We start from the raw sequence: 21,819 nt of genomic DNA, 5'->3' as shown, positions 1-21,819 counted from the left end.
CGACAACGGCAGTGGGCCGTACGGGACAACTCCCGTACGGCCCACTGCCGTTCGGCTCAGACGCGGGTCCACGCCGCCAGTGCGAGGCCCGGCTCCGCCTTCTGCCGGGCGAGCCGGAGTGTGCCGTCGAGGCCGATCGCCGCCATGACCACGCGGCCGCGCGCGTCGAGCGCCAACGCCGGGGCGCCCAGGCACGGTTCGCCGGTCTCGGCCCACCACAGGCCCGCCCCCTCGTCCTCCGTGGGGAACGCGGCGAGCGCGGGGCGGCCCGTGCTCGTGCGGTGGGCGAGCACGGTGCAGTCGTAACCGTCTATGGCCGTCCGGAGGGCCGCAGTGGGGCCGGGGCCGGGGGCGCCGCCGAGGGGCAGCGGCGGGCCGCCGCTCGCCGGGCGGTGGGCGAGGACGCCGTCGCCGAGCGCGTCGGCCGCGTAGTACGTGAGGCGGTCGGGCGCGGTCTCCAGGGCCGTGCCGGAGCCGGGGGCGGCGACGACCGGCACGTCGTCGGCGCGCTGCGGTTCGCCGCCGCGCTGTTCCTGGGCCCAGCGCAGGGTGGCCTTGCCCGTGGGAGCGAGGACCTCGACGCGGCCCGTGGAGGTGGCGACCGCGGCCATGCCGTCCAGGGTGTCGCGGACCTTGAAGTCCTTCCACCCCTCCCACTTGCCGCCCTTGCCCTCGCGGCGCATCCGTACGCTGCCCACCGCGTCCCGCACGAAGACGTGGACGGTGCCCGCGGTGTCCACCGCGGCGGCGGGCGCGCCGAGGTGCGGGGCGCGCTCGACGAGCTTGGTGTGCGGGTTGCCGAGCGAGCGCCAGTCCATGAGCGGCCTGCCCGACTGGTACTGGATGGAGTGCACGAGGTCGACGACAGCCTTGCCGTCGTCCCCAGGCCGCTCCCGCCGGCCCACGAAGTGCACGTATCCGTCGGTGCCCTGGGCGAGTGTGAGGTAGGTGAGGTCGGGCGCATCGAAGAAGTCGGGGCCGCTCCACTCCGGTCCGCCGGGCCTGGTCTCCGTCCAGCGCAGGAGGCCTCCCTCGGCGCGGGCGTAGGCGGTGAGGCGGCCGTCGTGACCGCGCAGCAGCCAGCGGGCGGTATCCGGGGCACCGGTGCTGGTGGACCTCGACGGCATGACTCGGCGCCAACCCTTCCACGTTCACGGACGCACAGCGTTTTGCCTATTAGTTTACGTTTGCCGCATGAGAACTCTCGTCGTCGTCGATGCCGCGAACGTCGTCGGATCCGTGCCCGACGGGTGGTGGAAGGACCGCCGCGGGGCCGCGGAACGGCTGCGGGACGCGCTCGTCCCGTACGCGGAAAGAGGGGTCGCGGGGCATCCGGGGCCGGTGGAGGTCGTCCTCGTCGTCGAGGGGGCGGCCCGGGGTGTGGAGTCCGTGCCGGGTGTGCGCGTGGAGAGCGCGCCCGGCAGCGGCGACGACCGCATCGTGGAGGTCGCCGCCGAGGCGGCGGGCCGGCCGTGCGTAGTGATCACGGCCGACCGCGAACTGCGCCGCAGGGTGGGCGAGATGGGCGCGGAGTGCGCGGGCCCGAGGACGGTACGGGCCGCCCCATAAGGGGCGCGGGGAACTGCGCGACCAGCCCCGTCCGGCCCGCAGGTCACGAACAACCCGGTGAAGCGCTACAGCCGCTTCGCGCTGCGCAGCGTGGAGGCGTAGTAACCGTTGCCGTCGAGGCGTGACGTGCCGCCCTTGTCGCCGATCGTCGGGCCGTTGACCTCTTCGCGGCTGGAGATGAAGATCTTGTGGCCGTCGGCGTCGTGGCCGAGGAAGATGCCGACGTGGTCCAGGCGCTGCTTGGTGCGGGCGTCGAGCTTGAAGAAGACGAGGTCGCCCGGCTGGACGACGTCGATGGACTTGGGGCGGTCGGCCGCGCCGACGCCCTTGAGCTCGATGACGTCCGTGCCGACCTTGCCGCGCGCCATGCCGTTGGCGGTGCGGGGCAGGCCGTCGCCGACGCCGTCGCTGGCCATCAGGGGGTAGCGGGCGCGGTAGCCGAAGACCGTGCGGATGAAGCCGGAGCAGTCCATGGAGCGGGCGCGCGCCTTCTCCGGCTGCGCGGTGGTGCCGTTGCGGAACGTGTACGGGATGCCGAGGTAGTCGAAGAAGTCGGACTGTTCGAGGCGCAGGTCGTTGCCGGAGCTGCCGTCGGGATTCAGCGGGCCGAAGTTGGCGTCGCCCGCGTACGCGATGCCCTCGTCGTCCTTCTTGACCGGCGCGCCCTCCACGTACTGGAACGCCATCGCGAAGATGTCGTCCTCCTCGCTGCCGGAGAACTCCTTGTACCAGTCCTTGAACCACTTCTCCTTCTCCGCGCCCTCGCGCCAGACCTCCGGCATCAGCCGCACCCAGTCGTTGGTCACGACGCGGGACTTGGTGTTGGCGGGCTCGGTGAAGGTGCGGCTCGGACCGGTCAGGGTCGCGGTGCGGGCGCCGTCCGTGAAGGTGGCGAGGACCTTGCCGCCGTCGGTGCGCAGGACGGAGCGCTCGGGGTTCTTCAGGCGCTCCCACTTCTGCTTTCCGCCCGACTCCTGGCCGGTGCTGCTGTGCAGCCCCGGGGTGTCGGTGACGGCCTGCACCTTGGGCGCCTTGGCCTCTTCGTCCTTGCGCAGCTCGACGGTCAGGTACGCGCTGCCCGCGAGCAGGGCGAGCACGGTCGCGGCGTGCAGGACGGGGCGCTTCTTCTTGGGCGGCATGAATGGCTCCTGGAATCAGGCGGACGGCATGAAGCCGAGGAGGATCCCGGCGGTGAGGACGACGTAGGCCATGAGCGTCACCGAGCCCGTGGCGAGGAGGGTGGGGCCCTTGGGCTGGCGCACCAGCTGGTAGGCGATCAGGCCCGGCACGATGAATCCGAGGGTCTGGTTCGCGTACATGAGCGGGAACTCGATCGACAGCACGATCATCACGGTCGCCTGCAGCGTCACGCCGAGCAGCACGACCGCGGCGAAGAGACGCTTGCCGTAGAGGATCACGAACTTCTGCATGAGGAGCGTGCCGGCGTACGTCAGCACGGTCACGCCGACCACCATGGCGGCGCGCTGCAGGTCCTCGACGAGGGTCAGCGCCAGCCAGCCCGGGGTGATCATGCCGCCGGGCGAGAGGTTGGTCGTCAGATAGCAGACCAGCGAGAAGAGCAGCCCGAGTGCGATGCCGACCGCGGCGATCTCGGGGGTGAGGACGGAGGGAATCAACGGTGCTCTCCTGGGCTGTGCCACTGCTGGGTGTCGTCTGCGGCGGGCGGTGCGGGCGGCACCCGCGGCTCGAACAGGCCGCGGGGGGCGGGGGGCTCGTGGTGCTGGGGGTGCTGGTTCTGCTGCTGGTGCTGCGGGTACTGCTGGTGGTGCTGCTGCTGTTCGGGGTACTGCTGGTGCTGCTGCTCGTGGTGCTGCGGGTACTGCTGCTGAGGCGTGTAGCCGCTCTGCTGGGCGTAGGTCTCCTGCGGCGCGTACGTCTCCTGCGGCGCGTATGCCTCGTGGGACACGTACTGCTGCTCCTGGGGCGCGTACGCCCCGTACTGCTGCGCCGGCACGTGGATCGGCTGGGTGTGGGACGGCGCGTACCTGTTCTCGTACGCCTCCGGGTAGTGCTGGTACGGGTCGACGTGCGGCTCGTAGAACGGCGCGGGCTCCTCGGGGGCCTGCTCCTCGCTCTCGTCCGGCGGGAGCTCCGCGAGGTGTTCGAGGAGCAGCTCGCCCTGGCCGTGGATGTTGCCGATCGCGACGAGCGAGGAGTCGGGGCCGAGCTGCCCGAGCATCTCGCGCATGAACTCCTCGGGGTCGCGCCGGTCGCCGCCGAGGTCGACGGCGCGGGAACGCCACTCGGCGGGGATCGCGTCGATGGCGGACTTCGCGGGGTGGCCGATGACGAAGACCTTGTCCGGCTGGAGGTCCGGGATGATCTCGCCCATCTGGCCGTTGCGCTCGACGCGGTCGGGGCGGCAGTTGATGACGACGTTGAGCGGCCGGTGGATGGCGCCGAGGTCGAGCAGCTGGTTGATGTTCATCAGCGTCGACTCGGGGTCGTTGGCCGCGAAGACGTTGGCGAAGCGGAGCTTCTTGCCGTCCTCGGTGGCGTACCGCTCGACGGAGAGGACACCGGGGTCCGGCGGAGCGTCGTACATGCCCTGGAGGGCGACCTCGCGGCCGACGCCGAGGAGTTCGGCGACCTTCAGCGCGATCGCCACGTTCTCCTTGAAGGTGAACCAGCTGAAGCCGCGCAGCTCGTCGTCGGTCACCGTCTCCGGGTCGGCGTAGATCAGCTCGCAGTTCCGCGCGTCGGCCTCCTCCTTGAGGATGTCGAAGCGGTCCTTCTCCGCGGTGACGCAGATGCCGCCCTCCGGCATGGAGCGGGAGAGCGAGCGCGCCACGTCGTCGAGGGTGGGGCCCATCTCGGCGAGGTGGTCCTCACGGACGTTGCAGAGCACGCCGATGGTGGAGCGGATCAGCTTGGACTGGTTGATCTCCTGGAGGGCCGGCATGACCGCCATGCACTCGATGACCAGGGCGTCCGGGTCGTACGCGGCGGCGCGCCTGACGATGCCGATCTGCTCGACGACGTTGGCGATGCCGAACTTGCGGTAGACGGGCTCCTCGGTGGCGTCCGGGTGGATGAACCGGGCCGCGGTGCCGGTGGTCTTGGCGACCGTGGTGAGCCCGCCGCCGCGCAGCGCGCCCGCGCACAGGCGGGTGATGGAGGACTTGCCGCGGATGCCGTTGACGAGGACCCGCGAGGGTATGTGCTCCAGGCTGGCGAAGTGCCGCCGCTGTTCGACGACGCCGGCCGCCAGCAGGATGGCGCCGCACACCACGAGCACGGTGTAGAGGAAGAGCACGGGGGTTCAGTTCCTTCCGGCGAGGCCGGCCGTGACGCCGTCCCGCTTGCGCTGTGTGCCCGTCGGCAGTTGCTGCCTGATGAGTTCCAGGCTGCGGGTGACGGCGCCGACCTCGTCGTGGTGGCGCGGGTAGAGGACGGTCTTGCGGTCCCCGTCGGCGAGCGCCTCGGCCTGGTCGGCGAGGTGCCGCAGCGGTCGTACGACGACGATGTGCAGCCAGCCGAGGCAGGCGGCGGCCGCCGTGATGCCGAGCATGCCCGCGAGGACCGTGCGGTTCTGGTACGTGTACTCGGGGATGGCGAGGCCCGACGCGGGCTGCCAGCTGAGCACGCTCCAGCCGAGCGATCCGGCGGCGCCGCCGCCGACGAACGGTGCCGCAGCCGCGATCTGGATGTCGTCGCCGTCGCGGTAGAGGACGCCGCTGGGGCGCGGGCTGAGGCCGACCTTCTGTCCGGTGCCCTCGGCGAGCGCGTTGAGGCGGCCGCTCGGCAGCCCCTCGAACTCGCGGTAGCCGGTGTTGGCGCCGATCACCTTGCGCTCGTCGTCGATGACGCGGACCTCGCCGAGGCCGGGCCGCTTGAGCAGCGAGTTGAGGAAGTCGATGCGGAACTCGCCGACCACGGCGGCGCCCTCGCGTCCCGGCACTTCGGCGGTGCCGAGGATGACGGGTTCCTTGCCGCCCTCGTCGAGGACGCGGATGGGCTTGGCGGAGGGGCCCTTGCCGGCCGGGCTGCGGGGGTCGCCGCCCGCCTTCGCGACGATCTTGCCCTTGGCGTCCAGGACGTACAGCGACTGGTAGCGGGTGTGCTGGTTCAGGGTGCTTTCGAGGACCTTGGCCATGTCCGACGCCTCGGTGCGGTCGCCCATGAGGGACGCGACGGAGGTGAGGTCCGCGTGGCCTTCGTTCAGGGCGCGGCGGACCCGGTCGGTGAGGGTGTCGGTGCGCTCGCGCTGGTCGTTGACGATCTGCTGCGGTACGACGACGGTGTCGCCGGCGCGGTTGAGCAGCAGCATGAGCGGGGCGGACCAGGCGAGCAGCAGGACGGCGCAGACCGCGATGAGGGTGCGGCTGCCGAACCTGCGGCGGCGGGCGGGGGCAGCCGCCGGTTCCGCGGGCGCGCCGAGCAGCTGGCGGCGCAGCCGTTCGAGGGCGGCGCCGATGCGGGCTGCCTCGCCGGACTTCGGCACGGACACCGGCCGTTCGAGGTCGCCGCGGCTGAGCCGGCGGCCTTCCAGGAAGAGCCGGATCAGCGGGCGCTGCACGGTCCGCAGGAGCAGGAAGACCGTGACGCCGCCGATGACGAGCAGGGCGGCCGCGGCGAGCAGCCCGAAGGCCGAGCTGCTGGTGGCCGTGGGGTCCTCGGCGACCGGGACCATCGCGACGACGGTCAGGCCGAGCCGGGTGGCGACGGTGGCCTCGCCCGCCTCGGGCCCGGCGAGGCCCGCGTAGCCGGCTACGGCGCGCTCACCGAGGTAGCGCTCGCCGGTGAGGTGGCCGCTGACGCCGAGGAAGCCGCCGGAGCCCGGCTCCTTGGACATGAGCGGATGGGTGCGGGCCTTCTTCGCCGCGGACCTGGCGAAGGACTTGAGCTGCTTGTTGGACTGCTTGACCTCTTCGCGCTGCAGGTCGGTGAGGACCTGCTCGGGCTCGGGGATGCCGTCGGTGCTCAGGACGTGCCCGTCCTGGCCGACGACGGCGATGGAGCGGAACTTGCCGAGGCTGATGCCGGGGAAGCGCAGGCTGCTGGAGGCGACCAGGAGCTGCTGCGGCTGTCCCTTCCAGGTGAGCAGGGCGAAGGAGAGCAGCCGGGTCTCGCCGTTCTCCAGGCGGACCATGCGCGGCGCGAGCCCGTCGTCGTCCGCGAGCTTGCCGCGGTCGATGGCGGTGAGCGGCAGGTTCTCGCCCCGGGCGGCGAGGAGCTTGCCCGAGGAGATCTCGACGACGGCGGTGCCCATCCACTTCTGGTAGACGCTGCCGATCTTGTCGAGTACGGCGTCGGCGGGCACCGGGTCGCCGGCGCTGAAGAGCTCGGCGGTCCGGTTCAGGTCGGTGACGGACTCGTCGATGGAGGCGCGCAGCGCGATGGCGCCGTCCTCGGCGAAGTGCTGCTGGGACAGCTTGACCGCTTTGGGGACGGCTTCCTGTCCTGCGCGGCCCAAGGTGAGGGCGGTGATGCCCGCGAGGGCGAGGAGCAGGACCGACAGCACGGCAATGGGGGGACGTATGCCACCCAGCAGGGACATGTCGGTCCTTCGGCGGACCTTGTGCCGCCGCTTCGAACGCGAAGCGGCCAAGGGGTGCTCCTCTCCTGGAGTGACGCGGGGATCGGAAGCGCACAGTCATGCGTTCCGGAAGGCTTTGACCCGCGATACCCCCGGAGGGATGTACGAAGTAAGCCGAATGTGAGCTAGATCGCGTTGATCGGGGGTTTGGCGCCCGATCGGGCAGCCGGAGGGACTCAGTCCGCGGGCAGTTCCTCCAGCGGTTCGAGGCCGTCCTGGCTGGCGCCCCGGTTGAGGAGCGTGCCCTGGGTGCGCTCGAAGGCGAGGCGGTAGCGGGAGCGCTGCTGCTCGCTGAGGTGCTCGCCGTCCCGCAGCGTGGCGGCGACGTCGAGGAGCCGGTGGTCCTTGACCGCGCCCTTGGGCAGGGCGCCGGTCTCGTCCGGGTCCGGCGGGATGTCCACGAAGGTGGGCACGTACTTGGCGTCGACGTCCCACTTCCCGTCGCGCTTGACGAACTCGAACCAGCCGATGACGCCCTCCTCGGTCAGTCCGCTGGGCACGTCGTGCCGGGCGATCTGGTTGCCGAGGCCGTACGCGATCCAGGTGCCGTCGACCTTCTCCATCGGCTGGACGACGTGCGCGTGGTGGCCGAGGACGAGGTTGATCCCGGTCTCCTCGGCGATCCTGCGCGCCAGCTTGAGCTGCGAGGCGCTGGCGTTGGGCTGGTTCTCACGGCCCCAGTGGATGCTGAGGATCACGACCTCGGCGCCCGCCGCGCGCGCCTTCTTCTCGGCGGCGGCGATCGCGTCGAACCGGTTCTGGTTGACGATCCACGGCTTGTCCTTGGGGACCTCGCGGCCGTTGAAGCCGAAGGCGAAGGATATCTGCCCGACCTTGACGCCCTTCACCTCGGTGATGAGCGGTTTGTCCGCCTCTGCCTTGCTTCGTGCCGAACCGGTGTGCCGCAGCCCCGCCTTGTCCAGCGCGTTCAGGGTGCGGGTGACGCCGGCCGGACCGTGGTCGAGGGTGTGGTTGGACGCGGAGGAGCACTGGTCGTAGCCGACGTCCTTGATCGCCGTCGTGATCTGCGGCGGCACGAGGAAGTCGGGGTAGCTCTGGAAGGGCCCCCCGGGCTTGCCGACCACCGGCTCGAAGTGGCAGATGCCCAGGTCGGCCTTGCTGATGACCGGCTTGACCCCGGCCATCATCGGCCGGAAGTCGATGCCCTTCTCGCCCTTGCCCGTCACCTTGGCGTCCTTGCGGGCCTGGTCGGTGAGCTGGGGGTGGATCAGGATGTCGCCCGCGGCGGCGACGGTGAACGAGGGACCGCCGTCGGCGGACTTTTCGTCGTCGCCGAAGGGGCCGCAGGCGGCAGTGGCGAGCAGCAGGAGCGCGGAGGCCGCACAGGTCACAAGATGCCTGCGGGAGGGACGTGTCATCACAGGGCTATCTTTATACAACCATGATGAACTCCCGCACCCGGTCGGTGGCAGTCGCAAAGAAGCTCGGGGTTGTCGCCGTCGTGACCGCCTGCGTCCTCACGCTCGCCCAGTGCGGGTCCGGCTCCTCCGGGAAGGACGAGAAGCCCTCGGGAGAGCGCCGGGGGCCCTCCTCCACGGCGCCGGGCGACCGCGTCGGCGACGGCCTGGAGCAGACGGTCATCGACTACACCGCAGCCTTCGGCGAGGACACCGGATACCGCCCGCCGTCCCGCACCGACCGGCGGACCGTCGCCGAAGGCGTCGAGCTGCTCCTGGACGGCCGCCGCAAGGAGGCCGAACACCGCCTGTCCGACGTGGACTTCGCGGTCCGCACGGTCACCGACGAGGCCACCGGGCGGCGGTACGCGGAGATCGCCGACCGCTCCGAGGGCGGCGCGGCCCCGCGCGGCTGGGGGCGCGTCTACCTCGACCTCGGCTCCCCCGTCCGCTGGTCGGTCCAGATCCCGCACCCCGTCGCCGACCGGTACACCGAACGGCTCGGCGCGGAGCTCATGACCCGCGCCCCCGGCGGCGTACTCGTCATCGCGGGAGCACATCGCAAAGCTGGGCGCGGGGACGAGGCGGACGTGGCGCACCGCCGGGACACCGTGTTCCACGCCGTCTGCGACGCGTTGGTGCGGCGCGGACTGCCCGGTGTGCAACTGCACGGCATGGCGGACGACTCGGCTCCGGATCACGACGTGGTCGCCTCCACGGGCAAGGGCAGGGAGGCGCTCACCGAGGGCCGCGCCCTCGCCGACGCCCTCCGGGAACGGGGTTACGACGTCTGCCGCGCCTGGGCCAGGGACTGCCCCCTCGCGGGCCGCACCAACGTCCAGGGCCGCACCGCCACCGCCCACGACGTCCCGTTCCTGCACGTCGAGTTCGGCCCGAAGATCCGCGAGGACCGCGAGCACGCGCGGGAGGCGGTGGGCGCGCTGGCGGACCTCACGCGCACCTGGCGGCGTCGCTCCTAGGTGTCCCCACCCTGACCGGCGGCGCTCCCAGGCCCCACCCGTACGTACACCACCGCGCCCCCCACCCGCGTCACCGGCTCGTACCCGACCGCGAGGAGCCGGCGCAGCGAAGGGACGCGTGCGGGGGCGTACGGCTTGCCGCGGGAGTCGTCGATCACGAGGGCCGGCGGGTGGGTGCGCAGTTCGTCGCGGAAGACCGGCCAGGCGCCCTCGACCCCGTACTTCTCGCCCACCTGCGGGCCGTTCCTGCCGCCGCTGTAGTTGGTGAGCAGCCCGGCCGTGAGGTAGCGGCTGGCGGGGGCGCGGTCGGCCAGCCAGTACGCCTCCGGGTGTATGCCCCAGAACAGCACCCGGTCGTCCGGGGCGGTGCGTGCCCTCACGGTGTCCGCGAGGCGGGTGGCGTGGGCCAGTTCGGGGCGGGGCGCGAGCAGGCCCCAGGCCAGGAAGACCGCGCACGCGCAGCCGGAGACGGTGATGGCCCGCACGGTCCGTTCGCGCGGCAGGATCTGCAGGGCCGCCGCGCCCAGCAGGGCGATGGGCGGCATGAGTTGCAGGTAGTAGTGGCCGAAGAAGTGGAAGCCGAGCAGGACCGCGGCGGCCGACGAGGCGAGCCACAGCCAGAGCTCGGCCGCCCCGGTGCGGGCGATGCGCAGGACGCGTACGACCGGCGGCACGATCCCCGCGCAGGCCGCCGCGAGAACCGCCGCGTTCACCAGACCGCGGCCGAGGACGTGGAGTTCGGACCCGGTGAAGGAGGCGTACGCGCCCGACCCCGTCACCGTCCAGAAGACGAAGCCCGACGGGTCGGTCAGGAGGGCCGCGGCGAGGACGGGACCGCCGAGCCCGGCCGCAAGGCGCCCCGCGTCCCGCCGGGACACCCCGCCCCGGCACACCAGCCAGACGACCGGGAGCAGCACCGCTCCCCCGGTCTGCTTGGCGAGGAAGGCACAGGCCACCGCCGTGCCCGCGGCGCCCCATCTGCGGCGGTCGGCGCACCACATGGCGGCCGCCGTGCACGGCAGCATGAAGACCTCGAAGGCGGCCGCCTGGGTGTCCTCCGGGTGCAGGCCGATGGAGATCAGGAGGTACAGGACGCCCGCGGTGCGGCCGGCGGCGTCGCCCCAGCGGCGCCGGGCCAGCGAGACCAGGAGCACCGCCGTCAGGAGCTGCGCGGCCACCGCGAGGGCCTTCAGCGGGAGGAGGGTGCCGTCGCCGAAGAGCGCGAACGACCCGGCGTAGAGCCACGGGACGAGCGGCGGCTTGCGGTCGACGACGGTTTCGTAGAGCGCGCCGCCGTCCGCCAGCATCCGCGCCTGGACGGCGAGATAGCCCTCGTCCGGGTTCCACAGCGGCCACCGGAAGGACGGCAGCCGGGTCGCGCAGGCCAGGGCGGCGAGCAGCGGGAGCAGCCGGAGCCAGTAGGAGCCGCGCGCGCCGCCCTCGGGGACGTACTCCTTGCGCGGGCCCGGCACCCGCAGACCGCGTGCGGAGCCCGGTGACGCGGAGGGCGGCGCGAGCATACGGTGCACGGAGAGGGGTGACTACCGTGCGTTGTCGGCGGCGTGCGGGTCACGCGCGTGCAGGCGGCTGTGCGAGCGCCCGTACGCGAAGTAGATGGCGACGCCGAGCACCATCCAGACGCCGAACCGGATCCAGGTCTCGGCGGGCAGGTTCAGCATCAGCCACAGCGACGCGAGCACCGAGAGCACCGGCACGAGCGGCACCAGCGGGGTGCGGAAGGCGCGCGGCAGGTCGGGGCGCTGCCTGCGGAGCAGGATGACGCCGAGGGCGACGACGACGAAGGCGAACAGCGTGCCGATGTTGACCAGTTCGGCGAGCTCGTCGATGGAGGTGAAGCCCGCGACGACCGCCACGACCACGCCGAGCAGGATGGTCGAGCGGTACGGCGTGCCGAACTTGGGGTGGACCTTGGAGAACGTCAGGGGCAGTAGCCCGTCGCGGCTCATCGCGAAGAAGACCCGGGTCTGGCCGAGCAGCAGGATCATGCAGACGGAGGTGAGGCCGACGGCCGCGCCGAAGCTGATCAGACCCGCCCAGAAGGGGTGCCCGACGGACTTGAAGGCGTCGGCGAGCGGGGCGTCCGTGGAGAGTTCGCTGTATTTCTGCATGCCGGTGACGACCACCGACACGGCGACGTACAGGATCGTGCAGATGAAGAGCGAGCCGAGGATGCCGCGCGGCACGTCGCGCTGCGGGTTGCGGGTCTCCTCCGCGGCGGTCGCGACGATGTCGAAGCCGATGAACGCGAAGAAGACGACGGCCGCCGCGGTGAAGATGCCCATCACGCCGAAGTTCGACGGCGTGAACCCGAAGATGAGCTGGACCAGCGGCGCGGCGACGCCCCCCGCGCCCTCGCTGTGCTCGCTCGGCGGGACGAACGGGTCGTAGTTGGAGCCGGTGATGAAGAACGCGCCGACGATGATGACCAGCAGCACCACGGTCACCTTGACCGCGACGACGACGCCGGTCACGCGCGACGACAGCTTCATGCCGAGGACCAGGATGCCGGTCAGCGCGAGCACAAGGAGGCAGGCGAGCAGATCGAAGCCGAAGCTCCCCTCGTGCGTCCCGCTCAGCGCCTGCGGCAGATGCATGCCCGCGGTGTCGAGGAGCGACCGCAGATAGCCCGACCAGCCGACCGCGACCACCGCGCAGCCCAGCGCCAGCTCCAGGATCAGGTCCCAGCCGATGATCCAGGCGGGGAACTCCCCGAGCGAGGCGTACGAGAAGGTGTACGCCGACCCGGCCACCGGCACCGTCGACGCGAACTCGGCGTAACAGAGCGCGGCGAGCCCGCACACGAGTCCGGCGACGACGAAGGCCAGCGCCACCGAGGGCCCCGCCGTCTCCTTGGCGATCTTTCCGGTCAGTACGAAGATGCCGGTGCCGATGATGACGCCGACGCCGAAGACCGTGAGGTCGAGGGCGGACAGCGACTTCTTGAGCGCGTGCTCCGGTTCCTCGGTGTCCTTGATGGACTGCTCGACGCTCTTCGTCCTGAAGAGGGTGCTGCTCACGGGCGTACCTCCCACGCTTGTCGTCCCCGACATGATCGAGAGAGCGAGTACCCCGTACGCCCCGGCGCGGGCCCTTTCACGCGAATGGGCCGGTCCCACCACCCGTACAGGGTGCTGAAACCGGCCCTTCGGCGGCGCGCGTTGACGGCGCGGCCCGGCGGCGGCGCTCAGTCGCGGGCGGGCTCCACGGCCTCCACCTCGGCGTTGCCGCGCTCGAACCGGCCGTCGAGCTTGGCGACCAGGCCGGTGACCTGACGGGCGATGTCCGGGGCGGTCAGGCCGATCTCGGCCATGATCTCCTTGCGGGACGCGTGGTCGAGGAAGCGCGGCGGGATGCCGAAGTCGCGCAGCGGCACATCCACGCCCGCGTCGCGCAGGGCCTGGGCGATCGCCGAGCCGACGCCGCCCGCGCGCGAGTTGTCCTCGACGGTGACGACGACGCGGTGCTGCTCGGCGAGGGGCGCCATGGCCTCGTCGACCGGCTTGACCCAGCGCGGGTCGACGACGGTCGTGGTGATGCCCTGCTTGTCGAGCAGGTCGGCGATCTCCAGGCACATGGGCGCGAGCGCGCCGACGGAGACGAGCAGCACGTCCGGGCGGTCGGCGCCCGGCTCGCGCAGCACGTCCATGCCGCCGACCGTGCCGACGGCCTTGACCGCGGGACCGACCGCGCCCTTCGAGTAGCGCACGACGGTCGGCGCGTCGTCGACCTCGACGGCCTCGCGCAGCTGGAGGCGGACCTGGTCGGCGTCGCGCGGCGCGGCGATCCGCACGGTGGGCACGCACTGGAGGATGGACATGTCCCACATGCCGTTGTGCGAGGCGCCGTCCGTGCCGGTGACGCCCGCGCGGTCCAGGACGAAGGTGACGCCGCACTTGTGCAGGGCCACGTCCATCAGGAGCTGGTCGAAGGCGCGGTTGAGGAAGGTCGCGTAGACGGCGAAGACGGGGTGCAGGCCGCCGGTGGCCAGGCCGGCCGCCGAGACCGCCGCGTGCTGCTCGGCGATGCCGACGTCGTAGACGCGGTCGGGGAACGCCTTGGAGAACTTCTCCAGGCCGACCGGCTGGAGCATGGCGGCCGTGATGGCGACGATGTCCTCGCGCTCGTGACCGAGCTTGACCATCTCCTCGCCGAAGACGGACGTCCAGTCCATGCCGCCGGCGGCGATGGGCAGGCCGGTGTCGGGGTGGATCGGGCCGATGCCGTGGAAGTGGTCGGCCTCGTCCTCCTCGGCGGGCTTGTAGCCGCGGCCCTTCTCGGTGAGGCAGTGCACGATGACCGGGCCGCCGAAGCGCTTGGCGCGCTGGAGCGCGGACTCCAGGGCCTCGATGTCGTGGCCGTCGATCGGGCCGACGTACTTCAGGCCGAGGTCCTCGAACATGCCCTGCGGGGCGATGAAGTCCTTCAGGCCCTTCTTGGCGCCGTGCAGGGTCTCGTAGAGCGGCCTGCCCACGACGGGCGTGCGCTCCAGGATGTCCTTCCCACGGGCCAGGAACCGCTCGTAGCCGTCGGTGGTCCGCAGCGTCGCCAGGTGATTGGCGAGGCCGCCGATCGTCGGCGCGTACGAACGTTCGTTGTCGTTGACGACGATGACGAGGGGGCGGTCCTTGGCGGCGGCGATGTTGTTCAGCGCCTCCCAGGCCATACCGCCCGTGAGCGCGCCGTCACCGATGACGGCGACGACGTGATCGTCCTTGCCGCGCACCTCGTTGGCCTTCGCGAGGCCGTCGGCCCAGCCGAGGACCGTGGAGGCGTGGCTGTTCTCGATGACGTCGTGGTCGGACTCGGCGCGCGAGGGGTAGCCGGACAGGCCGCCCTTGCTGCGCAGCTTGTCGAAGTCCTGGCGGCCGGTGAGCAGCTTGTGCACATAGCTCTGGTGGCCGGTGTCGAAGAGAACCTTGTCCTTCGGGGACTCGAAGACGCGGTGCAGGGCGATGGTGAGCTCGACCACGCCGAGGTTCGGGCCGAGGTGGCCGCCGGTCTTGGAGACTGCTTCGACGAGGAAGCCGCGGATCTCTCCGGCCAGCTCATTCAGCTCCTCAGGGCTGAGACGGTCCAGATCGCGCGGTCCCGTGATGCGGGTCAGCAGCGGCACCCGTGCCTCCTTGCAGTAGAGCTGAGATGTGCGGTTCTAGCCTTGCCGGGTCCGCCGAGTCTAATGTTCCGCTACTGAACGCACGAACCCCGCGCCCCGATGGGCGCGGGGTTGTGACAGGGAACGCTACGCGCGGCCCGCGGACTTCTGCGTACGCCGCGAAACGGAGTCGATGACCACGGCGGCCAGCAGCACCGCTCCGGTGATCATGAACTGGATCTCGCTCGCCATGCCGAGCATGTTCAGACCCTGCTGGATCGACTGGATGACCAGCATGCCGAGCAGCGCGGACCAGACCTTGCCGCGCCCGCCGAACAGGCTCGTGCCGCCGATGACCGCCGCGGCGATCACCATCATCAGCGTGTTGCCGCCGCCGAGGCTCTTCGTGGCGCCGCCGGAGAGGCTGGCGATGAAGAGGCCGCCGAACGCGGCGAGCATGCCGGAGATGGCGAAGACCGTGATCCGGATCCGGTCGACGTTGATGCCGGCCCGTCGCGCGGCCTCCGCGTTGCCGCCGACCGCGAAGACCTGGCGGCCGAAGGTGGTGCGGCGCGCCACGAAGTCCGCGATCACCAGGACGGCGAGGAAGAGCACCAGGGCCAGCGGCAGGCCGCGGGCGCCGGCCGGCTCGTTCAGCTCGTACGCCGCGCCGCCCGCGAGGACGGCGACGACGGCCGAGCGCAGCACGATCTCGCTGACCGGCCGCGACGGGAGCCCGGCGGCCTTGCGGCGCCGGGTGTCCAGGAGCAGGGAGCCCGCGTACGCGATGATCGCGACGCCCGCGAGGCCGTACGCGGCGATCTTCTCGGCGAAGAAGTGCCCGGTGAGGTCCTCGACGACGCTGCCCTCGGGCGTGTTGATGCTGCCCTCGCCGCCCATCAGCCAGATCTGCAGACCGCTCCAGCCGAGGAAGCCCGCGAGGGTGACCACGAAGGCGGGCACGCCGATCTTGGCGAAGAAGAAGCCGTGCAGGGCGCCGATGACCAGGCCGGCCAGGACGGCGATGAGCACCGAGAGCCAGTCGTTCAGCTCGTGGGTGACGCTCAGCACGGCCCAGACCGCCGCGCCCATGCCGGCCACCGAGCCGACCGAGAGGTCGATCTCGCCGAGCAGCAGGACGAAGACGATGCCGACGGCCATGATGCCGAGGCCGGAGGTGAAGACCGCGATGTTCGCGAGGCTGCTCGCGTCCAGGAAGTGGTCGTTCTTCAGCTGGAAGATGACCGCGATGATGATCAGGCCGACGACGACGGGCAGCGAGCCGAGCTCACCGCCGCGCATCTTGCGCTTGAACTCGGTCCAGTAGCCGGCCAGGCCCTCCTCGCGGACGAGCAGGCGCGGGTCGACGGCGGCGCCGGGCGCGGCGGAGGCCGGCGCGTCGGTCGCGGCGCCGGAGGGGGCCTCCGGGGTCGTGGAGGTCTTGGGGGTCTTGGCGAGGTCGCTCACTTCGCGTCCTCCTTCGTCGCCGTGGCCGTGCGCGCCCTGCGGCGCGTGACGGCGTTGTCCGTGGCCCCGGTGATGGCGGCGATGATCTCTTCGTTGCTGGTGTCGGCGACGGAGAAGGTGCCGTTGTTGCGGCCGAGCCGCAGCACGGCGACGCGGTCCGCGACCGCCTTCACGTCGGCCATGTTGTGGCTGATGAGGATCACTCCGTGGCCGCGCTCGCGCAGCCGCTCGACGAGGTCGAGGACCTGCGCGGTCTGCTCGACGCCGAGGGCCGCGGTGGGCTCGTCGAGGATGACGACCTTGGGGTCGCCGACGAGCGCGCGGGCGATGGCGACGACCTGGCGCTGGCCGCCGGAGAGCGCCGCGACCGGGATGCGGACGCTGGGGATGCGGATGGAGAGCGTGTCGAGGAGCTCCTTGGCCCGCTTCTCCATCTTGATCTCGTCGAGGACGGAGGCCGTCTTCAGCTCGCTGCCGAGGAACAGGTTGGCGACGACGTCGAGGTTGTCGCAGAGGGCGAGGTCCTGGTAGACGGTGGCCACGCCGAGGTTCTGGGCGTCGTGCGGGCGCCCGATGCGGACCGGCCTGCCCTCCCACTCGATGGTGCCGTCGTCGATCGGGTGGACGCCCGAGATCGTCTTGACGAGGGTGGACTTTCCGGCGCCGTTGTCGCCGACGAGGGCGACCACCTCACCGGTGTGGATTTCGAGGTCTACGTCCGTGAGCGCCTGGACGGCGCCGAACCGCTTGGAGACCCCGCGCAACGCCAGCACGGGCGTAGCGGACACGTGAATCATCTCCTTCGCCGCCTGACCGGCGGGGAATGGTGGTGCAGCAAGGGCAGGTCCGGTGCCCGCCCCCCGTTTGCGGGGCGGTGTGAATGGGGCGGCCACCGGACCGGTAAGGGAATGCCGTTCCGTACAGGGGCCCGGGAGCGCTCTCGCGCGCCCGCGGGCCGCGTCTCGTACGAACGGATTTACCGCAAGCGGGAGTTACTTGATACCCGCGTCGTCGCACGCCTTCTTGTACTGGGCGGTGCAGATCTCGCTGACCTTGTACACCTTGTCCTTGACGATCGTGTCCGCGACCTCGTCCTTGGTGATCGCCTGCGCGTCGTACAGCTTGGCCGGGATGCCCTTGAAGTCGCCGCTCAGCGAGTCGACCTTGCGGTCGGTGAGGGTGTCGATGCTCTTGCCCTTGAGCAGGTTCACGGCGATCTCGGCGGTGGTCTCGGCCTCCGGCCGGATCTGCTTGTAGATCGTGTAGTCCTGGTCGCCGCTCAGCAGGCGCTGCACGCCCGCGAGTTCGGCGTCCTGGCCGCCGACCGGGACCTTGATGCCGCGCTGCTTGAGGGCGGTGATCACGCCGCCCGCCATGCCGTCGTTGGCGGCGTAGACGCCCTGGATGCCGTCCTTGCCGAGCTTGTCGATCGCGGAGGACATCTTCTTGTTCGCCTCGTCGGGCGACCAGTCCGGGATGTCCTGCTCGTACGCGATCTTCTTGACCTTCTTGTCGAGCACCGAGTGGGCGCCCTTCTTGAAGAAGGGGGCGTTCGGGTCGGTCGGCGAGCCGTTGATCATGACGACGTTGGCGTTCTTGGCCTCGGAGCCGAGCGCCTTGACCATGGCCCCGCCCTGGAGGCGGCCGATCTTCTCGTTGTCGTAACTGACGTAGGCGGCGAGGGGGCCCTCGGCGAGGCGGTCGTACGCGACGACCTTCACGCCCTGCTTCTCGGCCTGCTTGACCCACGACTTGGTCGACTTGTAGTCCACCGCGTCCAGGATGATGACCTTGACGCCCTGGGTGACGAGCGCGTCGAACTGCTTCTTCTGGTTCTCGATGTCCTGAGCGGCGTTGTTGTACTTGACCTTGCAGTCCGAGCAGAGTTCCTTGATCTTCGCCTCCATGATGGGGCGGTCGAAGGTCTCGTAGCGCGTGGTCTTGTTCTCGGGCAGCAGCAGGCCGATGGTCTTGCCGTCGCCGCCGCTCGCCTTGTCGTCGTCGCCGTCTCCGGCCTTGCCACAGGCGGTCATGGCGAGTGCCATCGAAACCGCGGCCGTGCCTATGACGACGCGACGCGTCATTGCGTTCATGGTGGGGTGCCTCCCTGACGAGGCCGCGTCGTTGCGGCCGAGGTGGCTCGAAGTCAACTCGGCCGCCACACCAGCGTCAAGGAGTAAATCCTTAACGAGATGACAACGGTGCCATGCGTTATCTAAGTGAAGGCAGGGGTGCTCGCGGGCAGCGTTCCGTCCAAAAGGGTCGAATCCCCCATCTCGCTGAGCGCGAGCGCCAGCGCGCCGAGCACCTCGGCGCGGCCGCCGAGCGCCCCGGGCAGGACCGACAGCTGACGCGCGGCGCTCGGGATCGCGTACCGCCCGACGGACTCCCTGATCGGCCCGAGCACCAGCTCACCCGCCTCGGCGAGGTCACCGCCGAGCACGACACGGGAGGGGTTGAGGAGGTTGCAGAGGTTCGCGACGCCGCTGCCGATGTGCCGCCCGACGTCGGCGATCACGCGCCGGCAGCCCGGGTCGCCGTCGCGCGCGAGGCCGACCACCCGCTCCATGGTCAGGTCGGTGCCGTGGCTCGACTGGAGGAGCGGCAGGACATAACGGGCGGCGGTGAAGGTCTCCAGGCAGCCGCGGTTGCCGCAGCGGCAGACCGGGCCCGACTCGTCGAGCGTGATGTGCCCGATCTCGCCCGCGGTGCCGCCGGGGCCCCGGTAGATCCGCCCGCTGATCACGAGCCCGGCGCCCACACCGCTCGCGACCTTGATGTACGCGAGGTCCTTGACCCCACGGCCGCTCCCCCAGACCAGCTCGCCGAGCGCGCCGAGGTTGGCGTCGTTGTCGACCTGCACCGGCACGCCGAGGCGGCCCGCGAGCTCCTCGGCGGGCTTGGTGCCGGTCCAGCCCGGCAGGATCGACGTGGAGCCGAGGGTCCCGGACTCGACGTCGATGGGTCCCGGCACGCCGAGCCCCACTCCGGCGATCTTCGTACGGTCCACGCCGGTGGCCGCGATCAGCCTGCTGACCAGCTGCTCGGCCCGGTCGAAGCCCTGCGCGGCGGACGCGTCCACGTCCAGCGGCTCGGACTCCTCCGCGAGCACCTGGTGGGCGAGGTTGCCGACCGCCACGCGCAGGTGCGTATGGCCGAAGTCGACGCCGATGACGATGCCCGCGTCACCGCTGAGCGAGACGCTGCGGGCCCGCCTGCCGCCCGCCGAGGTGGGTGTGACCTCGACCGTCCCGCCGTCCTTGAGCTCCCGGACGATGTTGGAGACCGTCGCGGCCGACAGGCCCGTCGTCCTCGCGATCTCCGCCTGCGTGAGCGATCCCGCGAGCCGCACCGCGCGCACGACCCGCTCGAGATTGGCCCGGTGCAGAGACGACTGCGACCCCGGAGTCTCCATTGACTCTCACCCTTTGCCCTCATTCGGGCGACCTGTGGTCCCCCGTGACACCGGCCTCTGGAACGGGTACCGGGCCATGTACAAGTTGTGAACTCCAAACTCCGCTGAAGGAGCTGCCGCAGTCAAGTCGTTGACGGAAATCAGGAGTCGGCGGAGCTCTCCTCGCGCGGCTTGCCGCGCATGCGCGACACGGCGACACCGGACAGACAGAGGAGACCGCCGAGGAGCGCGAGCCAGCCCGGCACCTCACCGAGGAACAGCCACGACATGAGGATGACGAGCACCGGCACCGCGTAGGTCGTCGTGCCCATCTTCCCCGCGGTGCTGTGGGAGATCGCGTAGGCCCAGGTACTGAACGCGAGGGCGGTCGGGAAGACGCCCAGATACACCACCTGGAGCGTCGCCGACGTCGGGGCCCTGCCCACCTCCGACACGAACTGCCCGACGAACGGCAGGCACGCCACCGCTCCGACGAGCGCGCCGAACGTCGTCACCTGCAGCGGTGTGGCGTGCTTCAGGGTCGGCTTCTGCAGCACCACGCCCACCGCGTACACCACCGCCGCGACCAGGCAGAGCAGCACGCCGAGGACAGAGGACGACTCGCCCCCGCCGGAGGTGGCGATGCCGACCACCACGGCCCCGGCGAACGAGACCGTCATGCCGGCCATCAGCTTCGGCGGGAAGCCCTCCTTGAGCAGCCAGCCGCCGAGGAGCGCCATCAGGATCGGCCCGACGTTGACGATCATGGAGGCCGTCCCGGCGTCCACCTCCCGCTCGCCCCAGTTCAGCGCGACCATGTACGCGCCGAACCAGAGGGCTCCGGAGGCGGCGATGCCGAGCCAGGCCTCGCGGGGCGGGAATCCCTCGCGCCGGACCAGCAGGATGGCGCCGAGCACGAGGGACGCCACCGCGAGGCGGCCGAAGGCGAGCGCGCCGGGGCCGAAGTGCTCGCCGGAGCTGCGGATCGAGATGAACGACGAGGCCCACAGCACCACCGTGACGGAGGCGGCCGCGAGCACGAGGCCTTCCCTCTTCTTCGGCTGCTCGTTCTTCTTCGGCTGCTCGGGAGCGTCGGCCGCTGTCGGCGTGCCCGCCGCTTCTGGCGTCGCCGCCTCTTGTGCCGCCCCTGTTGTTCCCGGTGTTGTTCCCGACTCTCGGCTCACGTTCGTGTCCTCCTGGAAGTCACCGGGTCCGGGCCCGCGGTGGGGATGGGGGTCGGGGTTGCGGGGTCGGGCAGCAGGAGGACGTAACGGATCTCCTGCCGGTACGCGGGGAGCAGCACCTGCGACGTGACGGTGATCTCCTCCGCCGAGACGTGCGGGAGGCGCAGTCTGAAGCGGTGGCCCTGCCGGTACGCGATGACGTTGAGGTCCTGGCTCCATCTGCTCCGGCACTCGGGGTCGTCGAGCACTTCGTCGAGGAGCGCGCCGAGTTGGCGGTCGCCGCGGCTCGTGACCAGGGCGAAGCGCAGCTGGGCGAGGTAGACGCCGGCATGGCCCGGCCAGTCGGTGAGCTGTTCGCGCGCCTCGGCCGAGAGGAGGACCCAGCGCAGGAGGTTGGCGCCGGGCTCCAGGACCCACGGAAACCAGGTGGCCATGGTCGGCGTGTGGTCGAGGATGTTCCAGGCCTGGTCGACGAGGTAGCCGGGGAACTGCTCCTGGGTGGCGAGGAGTTGGGAGAGGGCGCACCGGGGCGCTCCGTCGACGGTGCGTCCGGGTACGGCCGGGTCGGCGTCGGCGTGCACGTTCCCGTACAGGGCCAGGCGTTCGTCCGGGCCGAGCGCCAGCGCCGTGGAGAGCCGCATCAGCGCGTCGGGCGTGAGCGGCACGCCCGCGTCGCTCTCCAGATTGCGGTACCAGCGCTCGCTCACTTCCATGCGCCGGGCGACTTCTTTCTGGGGCAGCGGCTTGCCGCGCTGCATTTTCTTTCCGGCGGTGGCCCGCCACGCACGCAACAAGTCCGGGAGCCTCGCGGTGTGCTGAACCACCTGGAATTACCTCTCAGTTGCGCCATACACGCGTCGCGCACGGGCCCGAAATGGAAACGGGCCCGCCGAAACAAGATCATCACGGCCGAGCCCGCATACTACCGTCACTCCCAGAGCACGCAGTGTGATCTCCGGCACCCGCGCCCCTGACCTGCCGGTGGGCCGGTGCGGCAGCGCGGGTCGCCCAACGAGCGGCAAATATTTGCCGGTTACGCGATGCCATGCGGTGCGAGGCGGCAGATATTTGCCGCTTGACGGTGATCGTTTTTCACTGGAAGCATCATCGCCAGATGTCACGGAGAACGTTTCC

General features: G+C 70.9%; 17 protein-coding genes. 2 read left to right on the top strand and 15 right to left on the bottom strand.

The features are described 5' to 3' along the window. Positions 1-56: 56 nt before the first annotated feature. Entirely contained in the window at positions 57-1,127 is a 1,071-nt protein-coding gene (locus tag ACH4D5_RS23305) for a hypothetical protein (protein ID WP_398305701.1), read from the bottom strand. Positions 1,128-1,194: 67 nt separating this feature from the next. Between ACH4D5_RS23305 and ACH4D5_RS23300 the strand changes: the two genes are divergently transcribed. Continuing rightward, complete coding sequence (locus tag ACH4D5_RS23300; protein WP_398305698.1) at positions 1,195-1,569, top strand: NTP pyrophosphohydrolase; 375 nt, start codon at positions 1,195-1,197, stop codon at positions 1,567-1,569. Between the two features lie 65 nt (positions 1,570-1,634). Here ACH4D5_RS23300 and ACH4D5_RS23295 read toward each other — a convergent pair whose 3' ends face one another. From ACH4D5_RS23295 to ACH4D5_RS23275, 5 genes are all read right to left on the bottom strand, one after another. Beyond that, complete coding sequence (locus ACH4D5_RS23295) at positions 1,635-2,708, bottom strand: C40 family peptidase (protein WP_398305695.1); 1,074 nt, start codon at positions 2,706-2,708, stop codon at positions 1,635-1,637. A gap of 15 nt (positions 2,709-2,723) precedes the next feature. Further along, complete coding sequence (locus tag ACH4D5_RS23290) at positions 2,724-3,206, bottom strand: poly-gamma-glutamate biosynthesis protein PgsC/CapC (RefSeq protein ID WP_125515658.1); 483 nt, start codon at positions 3,204-3,206, stop codon at positions 2,724-2,726. Further along, positions 3,203-4,846: a poly-gamma-glutamate synthase PgsB gene (gene pgsB, locus ACH4D5_RS23285; protein ID WP_398305692.1), complete on the bottom strand. Its 1,644-nt coding sequence runs from the start codon at positions 4,844-4,846 to the stop codon at positions 3,203-3,205. The genes ACH4D5_RS23290 and pgsB overlap by 4 nt, the downstream gene beginning before the upstream one ends. Positions 4,847-4,852: 6 nt before the next feature. After that, positions 4,853-7,090 carry a HAMP domain-containing protein gene (locus ACH4D5_RS23280; protein WP_398305689.1) on the bottom strand — a complete coding sequence of 746 codons (2,238 nt, stop codon included), beginning with the start codon at positions 7,088-7,090 and terminating at the stop codon, positions 4,853-4,855. A 215-nt stretch (positions 7,091-7,305) separates the two neighbouring features. Next, positions 7,306-8,508 carry a CapA family protein gene (locus ACH4D5_RS23275; protein ID WP_398305686.1) on the bottom strand — a complete coding sequence of 401 codons (1,203 nt, stop codon included), beginning with the start codon at positions 8,506-8,508 and terminating at the stop codon, positions 7,306-7,308. Positions 8,509-8,531: 23 nt separating this feature from the next. On the opposite strand from ACH4D5_RS23275, the gene ACH4D5_RS23270 reads away from it, so the two are divergent. Further along, complete coding sequence (locus tag ACH4D5_RS23270; protein WP_398305683.1) at positions 8,532-9,527, top strand: hypothetical protein; 996 nt, start codon at positions 8,532-8,534, stop codon at positions 9,525-9,527. Here the strand turns inward: ACH4D5_RS23270 and ACH4D5_RS23265 are convergent. The 9 genes from ACH4D5_RS23265 to ACH4D5_RS23225 all read right to left on the bottom strand — a co-directional run bounded on the left by ACH4D5_RS23265 (position 9,524) and on the right by ACH4D5_RS23225 (position 21,398). Beyond that, positions 9,524-11,047 carry an ArnT family glycosyltransferase gene (locus tag ACH4D5_RS23265; protein WP_398305680.1) on the bottom strand — a complete coding sequence of 508 codons (1,524 nt, stop codon included), beginning with the start codon at positions 11,045-11,047 and terminating at the stop codon, positions 9,524-9,526. The genes ACH4D5_RS23270 and ACH4D5_RS23265 overlap by 4 nt on opposite strands. Before the next feature lie 21 nt (positions 11,048-11,068). Next, positions 11,069-12,598 carry an amino acid permease gene (locus tag ACH4D5_RS23260; RefSeq protein ID WP_398305677.1) on the bottom strand — a complete coding sequence of 510 codons (1,530 nt, stop codon included), beginning with the start codon at positions 12,596-12,598 and terminating at the stop codon, positions 11,069-11,071. Between the two features lie 134 nt (positions 12,599-12,732). Then, positions 12,733-14,661 (bottom strand): 1-deoxy-D-xylulose-5-phosphate synthase, encoded by a 1,929-nt coding sequence (gene dxs / locus ACH4D5_RS23255; RefSeq protein WP_398305674.1) that lies wholly within the window; start codon positions 14,659-14,661, stop codon positions 12,733-12,735. Between the two features lie 126 nt (positions 14,662-14,787). Beyond that, a complete protein-coding gene (locus ACH4D5_RS23250) occupies positions 14,788-16,107 on the bottom strand; it encodes a sugar ABC transporter permease (RefSeq protein WP_398305671.1) in 1,320 nt (439 codons plus the stop codon). Beyond that, positions 16,104-16,904 carry an ATP-binding cassette domain-containing protein gene (locus tag ACH4D5_RS23245; protein ID WP_398305668.1) on the bottom strand — a complete coding sequence of 267 codons (801 nt, stop codon included), beginning with the start codon at positions 16,902-16,904 and terminating at the stop codon, positions 16,104-16,106. Before ACH4D5_RS23245 ends, ACH4D5_RS23250 begins: the two co-directional genes overlap by 4 nt. A gap of 195 nt (positions 16,905-17,099) precedes the next feature. Continuing rightward, the gene (locus tag ACH4D5_RS23240) at positions 17,100-18,200 is read right to left on the bottom strand and encodes a sugar ABC transporter substrate-binding protein (protein ID WP_398305665.1); all 1,101 of its coding nucleotides are present in this window, start codon (positions 18,198-18,200) and stop codon (positions 17,100-17,102) included. Positions 18,201-18,322: 122 nt separating this feature from the next. Continuing rightward, positions 18,323-19,522 (bottom strand): ROK family protein, encoded by a 1,200-nt coding sequence (locus tag ACH4D5_RS23235; protein ID WP_398305662.1) that lies wholly within the window; start codon positions 19,520-19,522, stop codon positions 18,323-18,325. A gap of 140 nt (positions 19,523-19,662) precedes the next feature. Further along, positions 19,663-20,541 carry a DMT family transporter gene (locus ACH4D5_RS23230; protein ID WP_398306059.1) on the bottom strand — a complete coding sequence of 293 codons (879 nt, stop codon included), beginning with the start codon at positions 20,539-20,541 and terminating at the stop codon, positions 19,663-19,665. A 140-nt stretch (positions 20,542-20,681) separates the two neighbouring features. Further along, positions 20,682-21,398, bottom strand: a complete 717-nt coding sequence (locus ACH4D5_RS23225) for an XRE family transcriptional regulator (protein ID WP_398305659.1) — start codon at positions 21,396-21,398, stop codon at positions 20,682-20,684. Positions 21,399-21,819 lie beyond the last annotated feature (421 nt).

It is taken from the genome of Streptomyces sp. NPDC018029, from assembly GCF_044327655.1.
In the GTDB taxonomy this organism is placed as follows: Bacteria; Actinomycetota; Actinomycetes; order Streptomycetales; family Streptomycetaceae; genus Streptomyces.
This window is presented reverse-complemented; position numbering and strand designations above follow the sequence as displayed.